Source organism: Spirosoma spitsbergense DSM 19989 (assembly GCF_000374085.1).
GTDB classification, from domain to species: Bacteria; Bacteroidota; Bacteroidia; order Cytophagales; family Spirosomataceae; genus Spirosoma; species Spirosoma spitsbergense.
The window spans coordinates 65,221-80,792 of record NZ_KB893522.1 but is presented as its reverse complement, the minus strand read 5'-3'; the positions used below and the strand labels follow the sequence as shown (position 1 = coordinate 80,792).

17 protein-coding genes and 1 pseudogene are annotated in these 15,572 nt (G+C 50.8%); 10 read left to right on the top strand and 8 right to left on the bottom strand.

The features are described 5' to 3' along the window. Window positions 1–349, top strand: a pseudogene (locus B157_RS38995) (hypothetical protein); the annotation flags it as partial. A gap of 40 nt (window positions 350–389) precedes the next feature. On the opposite strand, the gene B157_RS0113580 reads toward B157_RS38995, so the two are convergent. Next, window positions 390–1,091 carry an SGNH/GDSL hydrolase family protein gene (locus B157_RS0113580; RefSeq protein ID WP_020603863.1) on the bottom strand — a complete coding sequence of 234 codons (702 nt, stop codon included), beginning with the start codon at window positions 1,089–1,091 and terminating at the stop codon, window positions 390–392. Between the two features lie 173 nt (window positions 1,092–1,264). On the opposite strand from B157_RS0113580, the gene B157_RS0113575 reads away from it, so the two are divergent. Both B157_RS0113575 and B157_RS0113570 read left to right on the top strand, forming a co-directional pair. After that, window positions 1,265–1,873, top strand: coding sequence for an RNA polymerase sigma factor (locus B157_RS0113575; protein WP_020603862.1), 609 nt, complete (start codon window positions 1,265–1,267; stop codon window positions 1,871–1,873). Beyond that, the gene (locus B157_RS0113570) at window positions 1,863–3,608 is read left to right on the top strand and encodes a hypothetical protein (RefSeq protein WP_020603861.1); all 1,746 of its coding nucleotides are present in this window, start codon (window positions 1,863–1,865) and stop codon (window positions 3,606–3,608) included. The genes B157_RS0113575 and B157_RS0113570 overlap by 11 nt, the downstream gene beginning before the upstream one ends. A gap of 41 nt (window positions 3,609–3,649) precedes the next feature. On the opposite strand, the gene B157_RS0113565 is transcribed toward B157_RS0113570, so the two are convergent. The 3 genes from B157_RS0113565 to B157_RS0113555 are packed head-to-tail and all read right to left on the bottom strand — an operon-like array spanning window position 3,650 to window position 5,876. Continuing rightward, entirely contained in the window at window positions 3,650–4,981 is a 1,332-nt protein-coding gene (locus B157_RS0113565) for a PQQ-dependent sugar dehydrogenase (protein ID WP_020603860.1), read from the bottom strand. 47 nt (window positions 4,982–5,028) lie between these two features. Further along, on the bottom strand, window positions 5,029–5,391 hold the full coding sequence (locus B157_RS0113560; RefSeq protein ID WP_020603859.1) for a hypothetical protein: 363 nt from the start codon (window positions 5,389–5,391) through the stop codon (window positions 5,029–5,031). A 38-nt stretch (window positions 5,392–5,429) separates the two neighbouring features. Continuing rightward, window positions 5,430–5,876 (bottom strand): GNAT family N-acetyltransferase, encoded by a 447-nt coding sequence (locus tag B157_RS0113555; protein WP_020603858.1) that lies wholly within the window; start codon window positions 5,874–5,876, stop codon window positions 5,430–5,432. Window positions 5,877–5,904: 28 nt separating this feature from the next. On the opposite strand from B157_RS0113555, the gene B157_RS0113550 reads away from it, so the two are divergent. Together B157_RS0113550 and B157_RS35310 are read left to right on the top strand one after the other, a co-directional pair. Next, the gene (locus B157_RS0113550; protein WP_020603857.1) at window positions 5,905–6,600 is read left to right on the top strand and encodes a potassium channel family protein; all 696 of its coding nucleotides are present in this window, start codon (window positions 5,905–5,907) and stop codon (window positions 6,598–6,600) included. Between the two features lie 35 nt (window positions 6,601–6,635). Next, window positions 6,636–7,100: a hypothetical protein gene (locus tag B157_RS35310; RefSeq protein WP_020603856.1), complete on the top strand. Its 465-nt coding sequence runs from the start codon at window positions 6,636–6,638 to the stop codon at window positions 7,098–7,100. Here the strand turns inward: B157_RS35310 and B157_RS0113540 are convergent. Continuing rightward, on the bottom strand, window positions 7,089–8,051 hold the full coding sequence (locus tag B157_RS0113540; RefSeq protein ID WP_020603855.1) for a threonine ammonia-lyase: 963 nt from the start codon (window positions 8,049–8,051) through the stop codon (window positions 7,089–7,091). The genes B157_RS35310 and B157_RS0113540 overlap by 12 nt on opposite strands. A gap of 143 nt (window positions 8,052–8,194) precedes the next feature. Between B157_RS0113540 and B157_RS0113535 the strand changes: the two genes are divergently transcribed. Further along, complete coding sequence (locus tag B157_RS0113535; RefSeq protein ID WP_026308685.1) at window positions 8,195–9,121, top strand: sugar phosphate isomerase/epimerase family protein; 927 nt, start codon at window positions 8,195–8,197, stop codon at window positions 9,119–9,121. A gap of 67 nt (window positions 9,122–9,188) precedes the next feature. On the opposite strand, the gene B157_RS0113530 is transcribed toward B157_RS0113535, so the two are convergent. From B157_RS0113530 to B157_RS0113520, 3 genes are all read right to left on the bottom strand, one after another. Beyond that, entirely contained in the window at window positions 9,189–9,890 is a 702-nt protein-coding gene (locus B157_RS0113530; RefSeq protein ID WP_026308684.1) for an SDR family NAD(P)-dependent oxidoreductase, read from the bottom strand. Between the two features lie 75 nt (window positions 9,891–9,965). Beyond that, the gene (gene folE / locus B157_RS0113525; RefSeq protein WP_020603852.1) at window positions 9,966–10,721 is read right to left on the bottom strand and encodes a GTP cyclohydrolase I FolE; all 756 of its coding nucleotides are present in this window, start codon (window positions 10,719–10,721) and stop codon (window positions 9,966–9,968) included. Further along, window positions 10,684–11,133: a 6-pyruvoyl trahydropterin synthase family protein gene (locus B157_RS0113520; protein WP_020603851.1), complete on the bottom strand. Its 450-nt coding sequence runs from the start codon at window positions 11,131–11,133 to the stop codon at window positions 10,684–10,686. The genes folE and B157_RS0113520 overlap by 38 nt, the downstream gene beginning before the upstream one ends. 280 nt (window positions 11,134–11,413) lie before the next feature. On the opposite strand from B157_RS0113520, the gene B157_RS0113515 reads away from it, so the two are divergent. The 4 genes from B157_RS0113515 to B157_RS37475 all read left to right on the top strand — a co-directional run bounded on the left by B157_RS0113515 (window position 11,414) and on the right by B157_RS37475 (window position 15,543). Continuing rightward, entirely contained in the window at window positions 11,414–12,520 is a 1,107-nt protein-coding gene (locus B157_RS0113515) for an MBL fold metallo-hydrolase (RefSeq protein ID WP_020603850.1), read from the top strand. 77 nt (window positions 12,521–12,597) lie between these two features. Then, the gene (locus B157_RS0113510) at window positions 12,598–13,974 is read left to right on the top strand and encodes a Gfo/Idh/MocA family protein (RefSeq protein ID WP_020603849.1); all 1,377 of its coding nucleotides are present in this window, start codon (window positions 12,598–12,600) and stop codon (window positions 13,972–13,974) included. Window positions 13,975–14,068: 94 nt separating this feature from the next. Further along, window positions 14,069–15,295 carry a sugar MFS transporter gene (locus B157_RS0113505; protein WP_020603848.1) on the top strand — a complete coding sequence of 409 codons (1,227 nt, stop codon included), beginning with the start codon at window positions 14,069–14,071 and terminating at the stop codon, window positions 15,293–15,295. Further along, window positions 15,292–15,543: a type II toxin-antitoxin system MqsA family antitoxin gene (locus B157_RS37475; RefSeq protein ID WP_245565078.1), complete on the top strand. Its 252-nt coding sequence runs from the start codon at window positions 15,292–15,294 to the stop codon at window positions 15,541–15,543. Before B157_RS0113505 ends, B157_RS37475 begins: the two co-directional genes overlap by 4 nt. The last annotated feature ends 29 nt before the right edge of the window (window positions 15,544–15,572 follow it).

The following is a 15,572-nucleotide window of genomic DNA, read 5'->3' as shown; positions in this document are numbered from 1 at the left end:
AACGGACCTAACCTTACCCGCCTGGCTGATTGTGAAGTACTACCGACTGCGCTATCAACAGGAGTTTTTAATCCGCGATGCTAAGCAGTTTACGGGTCTCACTGACTGTCAGGCCCGGTCGGTCAACAAGTTGGATTTCCATGTGAACACCGCTTTGTCAGCGGTCAATATCGCCAAAATAGAGCAGGGCGTTGGTCAGCAGCCTTTTTCGATGGCTGATGTAAAGACCCTGTATCACAACAAGTTATTACTGGATCGTTTTTTTTCCATCTTACCGCAAGGCACTGAGCTGACTAAAAATGACCCTCAAGTGCGTCAACTGTATAGTTTCGGCTGTATAGCTGCTTAATTATTGACGAACTATTGATAGTACTATGCTGCAAAGAAATCTATTCCCGACGAATGGACTGTATGGTAATGATGGTAGGAGCCGACAAGTAAAAATCGAACAGCGAACGCCCCAGCAACTCGTGGCTAACGGCACTCAGGTGATCGACATCATTCGGCAAAAAATATTCCTCTTTCGGCCGGATAACGGTATCGGCATCGAATACACTGACGGTCTGTTTTTCCGCTTCCCGAAGTAACAACGTTCGCACCCGTAGCCGCAACCAGCGGGTTAGCCGCTCCCGGTGCGGAATTGGCGTTATTATCAGCACATTATGCTGGTAAGGGCGTAATTGTTTCAACAACCCAGCTATAGGCAGCGAATGGGCCGGCCTAATGACAGAACGGAGCAATGTACCAAGTGCTTTCATACCAGTAAACAATGTTTTCCTGCCCGCCCCTGGCTGGTTAATGAGGGAGTAGGGAAGCGAGGGCATGGCTAAGCCTGGCGCATGCATAAAGTCACGCTCATTGGGTTGAATAAGCAATTGATCGAGTTGAACGATAATGAGGTCGTAGCGACTGAGCGGCAGATGGGCTAAAGTTGATGCCACCTGCGTCATCGTCAGATGAGCGTATACATCGACCGATACCGCCTGTCCGGTACGCTTGATCTGCCGAATAAAATGTCCAATAAAACTAAGCCTACCGTTTGTCAGCCCATACCCATACGTATGTTCATCGCCAATTACCAGCACATTCATTTAGTCACATAAAATGGGGTGAGTAAACCCATTTTTCACCGTTACGTAACGACAGGGCTAATTGTGGCAGATTTGCTTAAATTTTAACAACTTTAAACAATAACTGCAACGTTATCCGTTCGTAGCGCGTATTTCACTACAACTAGGGGTGTGTACGTAAATCTGACCAGACTTTGTTTTTCCGGAAATCGTCTCCATTTGCTGAGAATGACCTGCTAAGCGTCATTCAGGCTTGCCGCACGAATGACCCGCGTGCGCAGAGAGCGTTGTTCAAGCAGTTTTTTGGTTACGCCAAAAGTATCTGTCTGCGCTACACATCAAGCGTTGAAGAAGCAGAAGATGTACTGAATGAAGGGTTTCTGAAAGCGTTTCAACATTTGGACAGCTACAATGATGCCTTACCGTTCAAGGCCTGGCTCCGCACTATTCTGGTCAATACGGCCATTAGCCATTACCGTAAAAACAGCCGTTTTGAGCAACACACATCGCTGGAAGCGGGTGAGCAGGTTTCGTTTGACGATAACATCGTTGATCAGATTGCAGCCGAGGAAATTCTGGCCCTGGTACAAAAATTAACACCAACCTACCGAACGGTGTTTATGATGCACGTCGTGGACGGGTACAGTCTTCACGAAATTGCCGGTATACTGGAGCATAATGAAGCAACTGTCCGCTCCAACTACGCCCGTGCCCGGCAAAAATTACAGATACTTATCAAACAGGCTTATCCTTTTTACGAAAATTCAGGCCCTGGTGCCTCTATTCCCTACCATGAAAACTGACCGATTTTCCGACATTATCCGGCGAAAACTGGAAAGTATTCGACCGGAATTTACCGACAAAGACTGGACGCGTATGCAGGCCTCGCTACAGCAGGCCATGCCGCCCCAGCCTGGCTCACCCACAACCGGTACGCCCTTCAGTAGTGGTGTCTGGTCGGGTTCCTCCTGGTTGCTGGCAGCAGCCTCCGTTAGTACCGTCGTATTGATTGCCTTCAGCATCTGGCAACGGAGCGAAATCAATACCCTGCGCGAAACAGTAGGGCAACTCAAACAACAGGCGGTGGCCACGCAACCGGCCCAGGTTTCGACAACGCCCGATAGCCCGACTTTATCGAAGCTCAATAGTCAGTATCGTTCGCAGTCAGCCCCCGAAACAGGATCGGATAGTCGGGAAGAGCAACAAGCCCCCGGTAACCAGGATACAGCTGCCAGTACCCGTTCTGAAACGTTGCCAAATGCAGTGCGGCAGGAAGCAACCGACGAGCAGACTACCAGGCGAATGGATATTCCTCCTAAACAACGCGATGTTGTCGCTGGCCGAACGTCAGTTCCGGTCGATGACGCACGCACCCAAACGAAATCGAACAGGAACCTCAAAACAGACAAATATGGCGCTTTCTCTACTCCTTTAACTAACAAACAACCCATTTCGGCTCCGTCGGTAGCTGCCAGCGAACCCGTTCGACGGACGACTTCAGCGCAACCTGAAGCATATGCTGAGAACAGCAGTCATACGTCCGAACCAAGCCCGGTCAATGCACCTGATAACCGAAACAGGGCGACGGCGGACAGGAACGGGTACATTCCTAATCGCTCAACAGCAACTCAGGCAGGCAATCCATCGAGTTCATATGGTCAGTCGGCCAAACCGGTTCAGCAGCCGTCGGAGACGACAGCGCGGGGATCAGATCGGGCGAATGCCAATCCGTCTGAGCCAGCGCTGACTAGTACGGAAGCATTCGAAACGTATAAACTGGCTAACAGCTTACCCCTGTCTTTACCGGACCATGACTGGAATTCAGCCCTGGTCCGGAGGGCAAAGCGGATGCATCTGGTTCAGCCATCGGCGCCTGTAGCCACTCAATCCGTTGCAAAGGCAGCAAACGTAAAGGCGCCTGCCAGGCAGCCTGTCACCCCATTAGCTGCCGGACTCAGAGTAGGTGTAGGCAGCGATGTTGACGCGCACATGTGGAGTGCCGGTGCCTTCAGCGAAATACAGCTTAACAAACACTGGGCACTGGGTGTAGGCTTGAGCAAAGCAACGTACCTGGGTGGGCTGTTTATAACGGCCAATGATTTTGATAACCGGACCCACCGGGATTTTCAGAAAGAATTTGGTCGTGGGCTTAATCAAAAACTGGACCTTCAGGATATCCTGAACATAGATACCCGTGTCCATCGTTTTCAGATACCACTAAGCCTTAGCTACCGAATTCCTCTCGGTCGTACACTAACACTGCTGCCAACAGTTGGCACGTACGTTAATCTGAGCAGCGTAGAGCGAGTAGACTTCTACTTCCGTAATTCTCCCCGTGGTTTTGATCAGGCTAGTTTCAGGCAAAGCCGTCCGGTAGGTTTACTGAATTCATTCACGTTGGGTACGAGTCTGGAATGGCAAAGCCGCCACTGGGTAGTACAGGGTAGCCCACTCCTTGCTTTACCCCTGTCACCAGATTCCGACTGGCAAAAAAGTGCCATGCTGGGCCTTCGGACGCGGGTGTTCTATCAATTCTAAGCCAGTAAATGAGCAAGCAAATTCCTTTAGTTTCCCCTTACTCATTTACTGGCGGCTACCCGCCATACCCGCCCGGATACATCGTCGGCCACGAGCAGTGCACCGTCGGGTAATTGGACAACACCTACCGGCCGACCGTAGGCATCTTTGTTGTTACCCGCCAGAAAACCCGTCAGGAAATCCTCCGGCGTGCCGGGTTGCCCGTTCTGAAAGGGAACGAAAACAACTTTGTAACCAGACAGTTGCGTCCTGTTCCAGGAACCATGTTGCCCAACGAATGCGCCATTCTGGTAATGAGCCGGAAAGCTATTGGCCCCCTTGCTCCCCTCCGTATAGAAAGTCAGACCCAGCGAAGCGGTATGCGACCCTAGGGGGACATCGGGAACGATAGCTTTCTGAACCAAATCAGGTCGTTCTCCTTTCCGGCGAGGGTCTATATTTTGTCCGTAATACGAGTAGGGCCAGCCATAAAAGCCGCCTTCTTTCACGCTGGTCAGGTAATCCGGCACCAGGTTGTCTCCCAGTTCATCGCGCTCATTGACGGCGGTGTAGAGTTTGTTGGTGGTGGGTTGCCAGTCCATGCCGACCGGGTTGCGCAGGCCACTGGCGTAGATGTGCTCACCCGTTCCGTCCGGATTGATTTCAATGATATTGGCCCGCCGTATCTCTTCTTCGGGCCCGTGTTCGCCCACGTTACTCGCCGACCCGACCGAGATGTATATTTTCTGACCGTCGGGACTGGCCAGCAGGTTACGGGTCCAGTGATTATTGTAGCCCCCGGCGGGGAGGTCCAGAATCTTCTTACCCGATGCAGTCAGTTTGGTCTGGCCCGGTTTGTAATCGTACCGCATCAGGGCATCGGTATTAGCCACGTAGAAACCATCGCCCAGTACCAGCATCCCGAAGGGCTGGTTAAGACCGGATAGGAATACTTCGCGCTGATCTGGTTTTCCATCCTGGTTGGTATCCCGGAAAAGCGTAATCCGGTTAGCGCTGGCTTCGGTCCGCTGCGATTTACCCTTACCGGTTACGGTGTTGACAACGGCATCTTTAACCCCTTTGGGCTCCGTATTGGCTTCGGCTACAAAGACATCGCCGTTCGGCGCTACGTAGAGCCAGCGGGGGTTGACCAGGTCACGGGCAAACTCGGTCACGGCGAAACCGGCTGGAGCCTGAGGGGTTTTTCCATCGGGCCATCCAGTGACGTTGCTGAAGTTCTTGGCTGATTCGGTAGCGTAAGGAGCCGGTAATGTAAGGATTGTATCGGCGGTAGTAACCGTATCCGCGGTTTGATTGGTTTCTTTCTTCTGATTACAACCCAGGAGGAATACCGACATGGCAACGCCGGTCAGATGAAATGATAGTACTTTCATAGTTGAGTGATTCGTTCGATTTCTCAACTATGAAAGTACTTATTTGGTTACGGGTTATCTTTCTTTGCGTTTAATTCGGTCCCCTGAACAGCCATCTTAAAACCAGTAATGACTTTTGTAGCTGTATCCCTGATAAACGTGATCACAGATCCGTAGGAGCTGGTCGACTGGTACGTATCGTCCCCTTCTTTCTTCACCAGTTTATTACTACCCATGTCATCCGCCTGCCCGAACAGGTCCCCTTTGTTCAGGGTCACGACGTATTTGCGCACAGGGCTGTCATTGTCAAAGGTATAGGTACCAACACAGGCTTTTAAAGCGGTAGAATCGGTAGCCATCATTTGGGCACTGGCTGCCGTGCCAATTGCCAGCAGGCCACTGAGCAGTACTAGCGTCAGGTATTGTTTCATACTTCTATCAGATAGATTGTTTTACCAAAAAAGGACTGCTACAAGGTACGCGAAAATCGGGCATAAGGAATCGGGCCTTTGTAAAAAACTTCACTAACAGCCTTCATACCAAAACGTTGATAAAAATCAGCCGCATCCATCCGGGCATCACACCATAAAGAAGCAGCCCCTAAACGCTTCGCTTCGGCAATAACATGATTGAGTAGTAACGTACCAATACCCTGGTGCTGATAATCGGGATGGACCGCAAATTTCCTGAATCGGGCCCGGCCAATCCAGGCCCCGCCTGGATTGACTACTTCGTCGGCGACGAAAAGAGAAATAACGGCAATGAGTTCATCCTGTCGAAATCCACCAAAATGATAACCTTCGGTATCATTTTCTACTTTTATGTATGCGGGCGATTTGTCAGGCCAAAGGACGCTATGCCGTAAGGAATAGGTTTGTTCGGGAGTAACAGGCCGAATGGAGAGGGTAGTCAACATGGTATTTTTACTAACGTAAACTGAAATAATGCGGGAACTCGTTCTTTTTTTTCGAAAACGCAAATACGAATTACTCTTGTGTGCGTTGCTCCAGCACCTGTTTATTGGCATTTTCCTGTCGGATTTACCCGCCTACACCAAAATAATCTGGCCCATCAATATGGCTGTGCTGGGCATTTTCAGTACGGGCGTTTTCATCGGCAAAGGCCGACGAACAATCATATTGAGAAACATCCTTTTCATACTGACAATTCTGTTACCGCTTGCCCTGACCTACGCCACCGATTTCCTGACAGTGATGCTTGCGTTGAATGTAACCTACGTTGTCTTCTTCATTTTTATCTTCATCGAAATCAGCAGGTTTCTAATCAGGCCCGGCTACATTGATATCGATATCATTTCAGCATCGGCCTGTGGCTATTTACTGCTGATTGAAATCAGCGTTTTCCTGTTTCAGGCTTTTTACTACGATGATGTCCATTCATTCAAGGGTATCGACATCAGTAGTCCGGCGGGGACGTTCATGGACTTCGTTTATTTTTGCAGCATCACTTTCACCAGTATCGGTTTTGGTGACATCACGCCCAGCCAGCACCACACCCGGTTAACCACAGCGTTATTGGGCATTGTAGGTCAGTTTTATTCCGTTGTCCTGATTGGTATCCTGATTAGTAAATTTTCGTCCAAGAAAAAGATCGTTGCTGACTCATCAGAGAACGACTAAAAGCCGCTACCAACTGGCTCCTACCCCGACTGCCTATGGATACACTCACGCTGGAATACAGACACCGGCCCGGAGAACTCTTTGTGGATGGCTTATCAAAAGCCGAAAGAAAGCACATCGACTTCATCGTTTCGGGTCAATCACTTGGGCAACTGGTGAGCGCTTTTATGGCTGACCGGATAGGCATCTTTGGCTGGATACCGGACAAATGGCACGAAAACGACCGGGTAGACGAGTTCCTGGGCCTTATACCACCCGAATTGACAACCGGCCGAACGAGCTTTTACGTTTGCCCGGAGTGTGGCGACATTGGTTGTGGAGCCATAACGGCCAAAATCGAGGTAACCGAAAAGCAGGTAATCTGGAAAGAGTTTGGGTATGAAACCAACTATTCAGCCCCCGACCTTTCGCGTTATCAGGAAGTTGGTCCCTTCATTTTTGAGAGAACAGTCTATGCCAAAACATTTGAAAAACTGCGCAGACTAATTTTAGAACGGTAGCTTTCCCAGGTCCACATTCCCACCCGTTAGAATAATACCGATTTTCTGTCCGGCAAATTGTTCTTTGTGTTTGAGCACAACGGCTAATGGTACGGCGCAGGATGGCTCGATAATGATTTTCATCCGCTCCCACACGAGTCGCATGGCATCAATAATCTCCGCATCAGAAACCGTCAGGATATCGGTCACGTGGGCTTGAATAATGGCCAGTGTACGTTCGCTCAGGCTGGTCATCAGTCCATCGGCAATGGTGTTGATGTACGGCGCTTTTTCCACCTGTCCACTTCGAAACGATAAAACGGCATCAGCTGCTCCCTCCGGCTCTCCGGCAATAACGCGTGTAGTAGGCGATAGATAATGGGTAGCCAGGGCTGTTCCGCTGAGTAGTCCTCCCCCACCAACGGGTGCCAGAATAACATCGAACGGATGGTCCTGGCCAAGACCATCCAGTCCGGTATCCTCAATCAGTTCTTTGGCGGCTGTAGCCTGTCCGGCAATCACGCGGTCATCATCAAAGGGGTGAACCAGCACGGCACCCGTCCGTTGCATCACGTCCCGAACCCCGGCCTCGCGAGCGTCGAGAGTTGGTTCGCATTCAATTACGTCGGCTCCGTATCCCAGAACAGCCTCCTTTTTCACCTTGGGAGCCGTGCGGGGCATTACGATGTAGGCAGGCAGGCCCACCTGGCGGGCGGCAAAGGCAACGGCCTGCGCGTGATTGCCCGACGAGTGCGTGGTAATAGCCGCTCCTTCTTTGTTCCGGGCTACCTGCAACACGGCATTCAGCCCACCCCGCGCTTTGAAAGCACCTATCTTCTGGAAGTTTTCACATTTAAAAAACAGCTCCGCCCCGGCGCGGTCGTTAATCGTCTGATTGGTTAATACGGCTGTACGGTGAATGTAAGGCCGGATGCGGTCATGTGCCGTCTGAATGGTATCGAGTGTAATCATACGGGCAAGTTACGCAGGAAACCTATTGGCACTACGTTAAACCCTGGCCCCCGGGGTAAATCGAATGAGTAAGATTTCATCCATTTTTATCTTTACCGGGTGAACGACTGTTTACCTGAATTTATCGCCAAAATCCGTTTTCTATGACTACTAATCGTCGACAATTTTTAAAGCAGACCGCAGGCACAATGGCTGGTATGGCCCTGTTGCCATCCGTTTTTGCCGAAGCCCCCACAAAGAAGCTGTTCTTTGATATTTCGCTGGCCGAGTGGTCATTACACAAAGCCCTGTTTGCCAAGAAAATTACCAACCTGGACTTCCCCGGTATAGCCCGCAAAGACTTCGACATCAGCATTGTGGAGTATGTCAACCAGTTTTTTAAGGATAAAGCACGGGACAAAGCCTACCTGAACGACCTCTTAACGCGCTGTAAGGACAATGGCATCACCAACCACCTGATTATGATCGATGGGGAAGGAAATCTGGGGGCTTCGGACGCTGCGGAGCGGAACAAAGCCGTTGAGAATCACCACCAATGGGTTGAATGCGCCAAATACCTGGGCTGTAAAACCATCCGGGTCAATGCTGCCGGACAGGGCACAGCCGAAGAGGTAGCCAAAGCAGCCGTTGAAGGCCTGAGCAAACTGGGCGAATATGCCAAAACCATGAACATCAACGTGATCGTGGAGAACCACGGTGGGTATTCGTCAAACGGCCAGTGGCTGTCTGGTGTGATGAAACAGGTAAGTATGAAGAATGTGGGAACACTGCCTGATTTTGGCAATTTCTGTATAAAGCGGGGCGAAAACCATACCTGCGCCGAAGAATATGACCGCTATAAAGGGGCTAAAGAATTGATGCCCTTCGCCAAAGGAGCTTCCGCTAAGTTCTACGATTTTGATGGTAGTGGCAACTGCGTGGAAACCGACTACAGCCGCATTATGAAGATCGTGAAAGACAGCGGTTTCAAGGGCATCATGGGTATTGAATACGAAGGGAGTGGCCTGGATGAGTACGAAGGTATCCGTAAATCAAAAGCCCTGCTGGAGCGTGTTGGGCCGATGGTGTAACTGGTTTCTGGTATATCGTTTCTGGTCTGCAGGCGTATTTGTGTCCACAGACCAGAAACGATAATCACTATTTCAGACTTCCCATGCCCCCATCGATTCCAATTATCTGACCGGTTATCCAACTGGCCTGATCGGTGAGGAGGTAAGCGGCCATACTGGCAATATCCTCAGGGGTGCCATACCGATTGAGTGGGTGGCGTTTGTTGCCTGCTTCGCGCTTGTTGTCGTCGGCCAGCAGGAAGCCAGCCAGTGGGGTATCCGTTAGGGAGGGAGCTATGGCGTTGACCCGCACATTGAACGGTGCCAGTTCAGCCGCCAGCGATTTGGTCAGCCCTTCTACCGCCGACTTAGCCACCGATACGGACGAGTGCATTCCCATACCCAGTTTGGCAGCAACCGTGCTAAACAGCACAATACTGGCCGATCTGGATTTCTTGATGGTTGCGTAAGACGCATGAATCGCGCCGATAGCGCCCATCACGTTTACCTCGAAATCGTGCCGGTAATCGTCCGGCGTCAGTCGATGAAAGGGTTTGAGGTTGATAGTTCCGGGGCAGTACACCAGCCCGTGCAGGATGTCGGGAAGTTGACCGAATGCCTCCGCAGCGGGAGTCTGCGTAACATCCCAGGTCATGTGCGTTGACTGAATTCCCTCCGGCTGTGTACGGCCGGCTGTAAAGAGTGTTGCCCCCTGTTCCTGTAGTTGCCGGGCCAGTGCATGGCCAATACCCGAACTGGCCCCGATGATGAGTATATTTTTATCCTTCATGATGTTCATGTAAACTAAAATTGCGGATACCCAACGCTGTAGTCAGGCACCCGCATCATTAAATTACCCGTTTAATTAAATTGTTATACTCGGCTGCGCTACGTAACGTAACAACTCCTGCCGCGTACTCTCTTCGTCAAATTTCCCGCTGTACGACGATGTAATCGTGGAGCTGTTCACATCACGAACACCCCGTGTCGATACGCACAGGTGTTTGGCATCAATGATAACAGCCACATCATCCGTGTCCAGTACCCGCTTCAGCTCCTCGGCAATCTGTATGGTAAGCCGCTCCTGCACCTGAGGCCGTTTGCAGAAATACTCCACAATCCGGTTCAGTTTCGACAGGCCGATCACCTTACCACTGGAGATGTACGCTACGTGTGCTTTGCCAAGTATAGGGACAAAGTGGTGTTCGCAGTACGTCTGAACGGTGATGTCTTTTTCGACCAGCATTTCATTGTACTTAAATTTATTGTCGAACAGCGTAGCCTTTGGTTTATTAGCCGGGTTCAACCCGCTGAATACCTCATTGACATACATTTTGGCAACCCGCCGGGGTGACCCATTCAGGCTATCATCCGTAAGATCGAGTCCCAGAATGGTCATTATCTCCCGAAAATGTTCTTCAATCAGTTCAATTTTGAGTGCATCATCCATGGCAAAAGCATCGGCACGCATGGGCGTGTCAATGGAGGAGGCACCGTGGGCGTCACCCAGTTCATCCACCAACTCGTCGTGGTAACCGTTAAGCGCGTAGCTGTTTTTGTGGTTACCGTTTAGCGGGGTTCCATTAGACTGGGTATTCGACGAAGTTCCGTTCAGTTTCATACAATCTGATTTTGAGGTCTAAGCCCTGGCTTAGTTTGTTGCGTAAAATGGTATAAATGACAATGGCAATGTTTTCGGCAGACGGATTCAGATCGGCGAATTCGTCGGTGTCGAGGTTTAAGTTTTTGTGGTCGAACCGGTCGGTGACGTGTTCTTTTATCAGGTCACTGAGGCACTTCATATCCATCACGTAACCCGTTTCGGGGTCAATAGGACCAGTCACCTGCACAATCAGATCGTAATTGTGACCATGAAAATTAGGGTTGTTGCATTTGCCGTATACCCGTGCATTCTTCTCGTCCGACCAGTTTGGGTTGTTCAGACGATGGGCCGCGTTGAAATGCTCCTTTCGGAAGACCGCAACCCGAGGGGCAGTATCCAATACGCCAGCATCCGCTGGGGAATTATCCATAATAAACTAAATCGAAATAGGGTTCGATCAACCTGTCGTTACAGAGTATGTGTACAACACAGGCAGACAGCAGAGCGAGTAGCCAGGACGCTCTTTCGTGTGCGATTGTTATGGTTCAACGAGTGGTTGATTCTTTTTGTTCAATGTTTAACAGAAAAGATTAAACAAGCCCACCAAACTCGCTTCTACCTATTAACGTCTCCCTATCCGGTAATGTTCCCATCCTGCTATTCACTCATCCGGTACGGAACCCGATACGAGTAGTGCCCGTTGTGCCCCAATGAAACGCTTTCGAAAAGTTATGCTACTCTCTCTCCTTATTCCTGCTGTTCTGATTACCGTTGTCTTCCTGTTCATGCAACAACGTACGTTCGGGCACGATCCGGCCGATGCTCGCCTGGAACGAATCAAACGCTCACCCAACTACCGGGAGGGGGCATTTCAGAATCTGGAGCCTACGTCCGTTATGCGTGAGGACGCGTCCTACCTCGACATGATGGGCGATTTTTTCAATAAAGCCCCTGACAATATTCCGTCAGAGGCCCTTCCTTCCGTTAAAACAGACCTAAACGCCTTGCCCGATTCGGTTCCTTCGCTGGTCTGGTTTGGGCACTCTTCCTACCTGATCAAATCGAAAGGAGTTGTTATTTTAATGGACCCGGTTTTCAGCGGCAATGCGTCGCCCGTTTCTTTTTTCGGCAAATCGTTTCCGGGGACGGATGTGTATGGCGTGGATGACATGCCCGCTATCGACCTGCTCATCCTCTCTCATGACCACTACGACCACCTCGATTACGAGACCATTACCAAACTCATTCCGAAGGTCAAGAAATTCTACACGCCGTTGGGCGTGGGTGCCCATATCGAACGCTGGGGCGTACCCACCGACCGGATTGTGGAATTCGACTGGTGGGAGAGAAAACCCGTTTCGACCGACGTTGACCTGACCGCCGTTCCGGCGCGGCACTTTTCGGGCCGCAGTTTTACCCGTGGCAAAACGCTGTGGACCGCCTTTGTGCTGAATCTGCATGGCTACAGACTATACCTGGGTGGGGATTCGGGTTACGGCAAACACATCAAAGAAATCGGGGACAAATACGGTCCCTTCGACCTGGCCATGCTGGAGTGCGGCCAATATGGCAAAGACTGGCCGACTATCCATATGTTTCCCGAAGAGGTAGCCACTGCCGCTCAGGATTTGCGGGCCAGAACGGTTTTGCCGGTTCACTGGGCAAAATTCGCGTTGTCGTATCACGGCTGGAAGGAGCCTGTCGAACGCTTTACAAAGCGGGCTGCAGAACTGGAACTCGACGTAACGACTCCCCGGATTGGCGAACCACTGGTGATTGGTGTCGACTATCCCCGGTCGCTTTGGTGGAATTTCTGAGCGGGTTATAACGATGCGTATGTTTTTTGCGCCGAAACTGCTTTATTTGGTGAGTAATCCGATACAAGTCCATCGTTATGCCATCCCCTACCCGACGTCAGTTTATTCGTGCGGCCGCTCTTACCGGCGCAGCAACCTCCGTTTTCCCCACAATCCTTACGGGAGCCGAACGCGCCCCGGCCGAACGCGCCGATGCTAAAGTCAGGCTGGCCTTTATCGGCGTGGGTGCCCGTGGACGCAGTCATGTGCAACAGGCACTCTTCCGCGACGATGTGGAAATAACGGCCATCAGTGACCCGTCTGCCGAAGCGATCAGCCGTACGACGGCCATGATTGAAAAAGCAGGCCGGAAAGCACCGGTTGCGTATGGCAAAGGCGACGAAGGATTTCGGGAGATGCTTAAACGCGATGATATTGATGGCGTGGTGATTGCCACGCCCTGGGAATGGCACGTGCCGATGGCGGTAGCCACCATGGAAGCCGGAAAATATGCCGGGGTAGAGGTATCAGCAACGGTAACGCTCAAGGAATCCTGGGATTTGGTAAATGCGTTCGAGAAAACCGGTTCGCCCTGCATGATTCTGGAAAACGTGTGCTACCGGCGTGATGTGCTGGCCATTCTGAACATGATTCGGAAGGGTATGTTCGGCGAAATGACCTACGCCCACTGTGGGTATCAGCACGATTTACGAAATATTAAATTCAACGACGGTAAATCCATTGGGGGCGTGGGCGCTGAATTCGGCGAAAAAGGATACTCTGAAGCGCACTGGCGCACGCAGCACTCCGTCGACCGCAACGGCGATCTGTATCCTACGCATGGACTTGGCCCGGTAGCCCACTGGCTCAACATCAATCGGGGTAACCGATTCATGCATCTGACCAGTATGGCCACCAAAAGCCGGGGTCTGCACAAATATGTAGTTGACAAGGGTGGAGCCGATCACCCCAATGCCAACGTCAATTTCAAACTCGGCGACGTAGTTACAACCATGATTCAGTGTGCCAACGGCGAGAATATCGTGATCATCCACGATACCAACTCACCCCGCCCCTACTCGCTCGGCTTCCGGGCGCAGGGTACGGAAGGAATCTGGATGGACGATAACGATATGATTTATCTGGAGGGTAAATCTCCAAAACCCCATACCTGGGAACCCTTTGCACCATACCAAGACCAGTATGACCATCCCCTCTGGAAACGCCACGTACAAACGGCAGAGAATGCCGGCCACGGTGGTATTGACTTCTTCGTTCTTCGGGCTTTCATCGAATCCGTAAAAGCCAAAACGGCACCGCCCATCGATGTGTATGATGCCGCCGTCTGGAGTGCTATCAGCCCTTTATCAGAACAGAGTATTGCGGGCGGGAGCAAACCCATCGAAATTCCGGATTTCACGCGGGGTAAGTGGAAAACCAATAAACCCATCTTTGGGCTGACGGATAACTATTGATTGCTCAATGGGCGATTATTCTAGTTATTTTTTTAATTTGTAAAAAAATTTAAAATCTATTCCTTTTACCTGCCTCTAACGAATCCCCAATCGAATGACCCCAGCTACTGCTCCTGCTAAAACCCAGAATTACGTTGGCCCACTGCTCATTATCGGTGCGCTTTTCTTTGTATTTGGCTTCGTTACGTGGGTCAATAGTGTGTTGATTACTTTTTTCAAGCAGGCGTTCAGTCTAACTTCCTTTCAGTCAACACTGGTAGCCTTCGCATTTTTTATCTCGTACACCATCATGGCTATTCCCTCATCGGCCGTACTGAAACGAACGGGTTTTAAAAACGGGATGTCGCTGGGTTTGGTGACGATGGCTATTGGTACATTGATTTTCGTTCCGGCGGCTAAATCGGTCTCCTATCCGCTATTTCTGGTGGGGCTATTTATTATCGGTATCGGGCTTACCGTACTGCAAACAGCCTCTAACCCCTACGCCACTATTCTGGGTCCGCGTGAGAGTGCTGCCCAGCGTATTAGTTTTCTGGGCATTGCCAACAAACTTGCCGGTATTTGCAGCCAGTTTATTTTTGGCGGACTGCTGTTGTCAGGAGCCAACGAAGTGATAAACGCGGCTTCGCTGGAAAAAGTCGTGACCCCTTACCTGATTCTGACCGGGATTTTGATCGTGCTGGCGGGGCTGATTCGCTTCTCCAACCTACCGGAAGTATCGGAGGAGCAGGACGATGTACCAACTGATACGACGGCCATTCATACCAGTGTCTGGCAATTTCCAAACCTGGTACTGGGCGTACTGGCCCTGTTCTGCTACGTGGGTGCCGAAGTCATCACCGGCGATTTGATTATTAGCTATGGCCACGCCATCGGCTTTAGTAACGATGAGGCCAAAAACTTCACCACCTACACCTTAATTGGTTTGCTGGCTGGTTATATGCTGGGTATCATCATGATTCCCCGTTTTATTACCCAGCAAAACGCCCTGCGCTACGGCATGATACTGGCCTTGCTACTCACCATGGGCGCATTGGTAACGGATGGATTTGCGTCTGTACTGTGCATTGCGCTGATGGGTTTTGCCATCTCGCCCACCTGGCCCGCCATCTGGCCGCTGGCACTGAACCGGCTCGGCAAATTCACTAAACTGGCCTCTGCCCTGTTGATTATGGGGATTTCCGGCGGAGCCCTGCTCCCACTGCTGCACGGCTACCTGACGGATACCGTTAGCCCTAAAGCGGCCTACGCCCTGCTGCTTCCCCTATTCGGGTTTATTCTGTACTATGCTGTATCGGGACACAAAAAGACAAGCTGGTGAGACCAACCCGAGAAAAGAAACTACTGAACTCCTTACGTTGCCCAGTATGCAATGGTTATAAAGAACCGGGTTTTACAACATTCACGGCTGACCTCGGCGAAAACCTTGTTGTGATCCGTAATGTGCCAGCTACCATTTGCAATCAGTGCGGTGAGGAGTGGGTTGACAACAAGATTGCTCAACAAGTAGAAACGGTTGTTGAAGAAGCCCGCGCTAAAAAACATCAGATAGAGGTTCTATCTTTTTAAGGATTAGTGGGTTACTGTATTTTCATCTC

Coding starts and splice junctions, on each gene's coding strand:
- B157_RS0113580 (WP_020603863.1), bottom strand. CDS start 1,091: ATGAATGTGCTGGTAATTGGCGATGAACATACGTATGGGTATGGGCTG.
- B157_RS0113570 (WP_020603861.1), top strand. CDS start 1,863: ATGAAAACTGACCGATTTTCCGACATTATCCGGCGAAAACTGGAAAGT.
- B157_RS0113565 (WP_020603860.1), bottom strand. CDS start 4,981: ATGAAAGTACTATCATTTCATCTGACCGGCGTTGCCATGTCGGTATTC.
- B157_RS0113560 (WP_020603859.1), bottom strand. CDS start 5,391: ATGAAACAATACCTGACGCTAGTACTGCTCAGTGGCCTGCTGGCAATT.
- B157_RS0113555 (WP_020603858.1), bottom strand. CDS start 5,876: ATGTTGACTACCCTCTCCATTCGGCCTGTTACTCCCGAACAAACCTAT.
- B157_RS0113550 (WP_020603857.1), top strand. CDS start 5,905: ATGCGGGAACTCGTTCTTTTTTTTCGAAAACGCAAATACGAATTACTC.
- B157_RS35310 (WP_020603856.1), top strand. CDS start 6,636: ATGGATACACTCACGCTGGAATACAGACACCGGCCCGGAGAACTCTTT.
- B157_RS0113540 (WP_020603855.1), bottom strand. CDS start 8,051: ATGATTACACTCGATACCATTCAGACGGCACATGACCGCATCCGGCCT.
- B157_RS0113535 (WP_026308685.1), top strand. CDS start 8,195: ATGACTACTAATCGTCGACAATTTTTAAAGCAGACCGCAGGCACAATG.
- B157_RS0113530 (WP_026308684.1), bottom strand. CDS start 9,890: ATGAAGGATAAAAATATACTCATCATCGGGGCCAGTTCGGGTATTGGC.
- folE (WP_020603852.1), bottom strand. CDS start 10,721: ATGAAACTGAACGGAACTTCGTCGAATACCCAGTCTAATGGAACCCCG.
- B157_RS0113520 (WP_020603851.1), bottom strand. CDS start 11,133: ATGGATAATTCCCCAGCGGATGCTGGCGTATTGGATACTGCCCCTCGG.
- B157_RS0113515 (WP_020603850.1), top strand. CDS start 11,414: ATGAAACGCTTTCGAAAAGTTATGCTACTCTCTCTCCTTATTCCTGCT.
- B157_RS0113510 (WP_020603849.1), top strand. CDS start 12,598: ATGCCATCCCCTACCCGACGTCAGTTTATTCGTGCGGCCGCTCTTACC.
- B157_RS0113505 (WP_020603848.1), top strand. CDS start 14,069: ATGACCCCAGCTACTGCTCCTGCTAAAACCCAGAATTACGTTGGCCCA.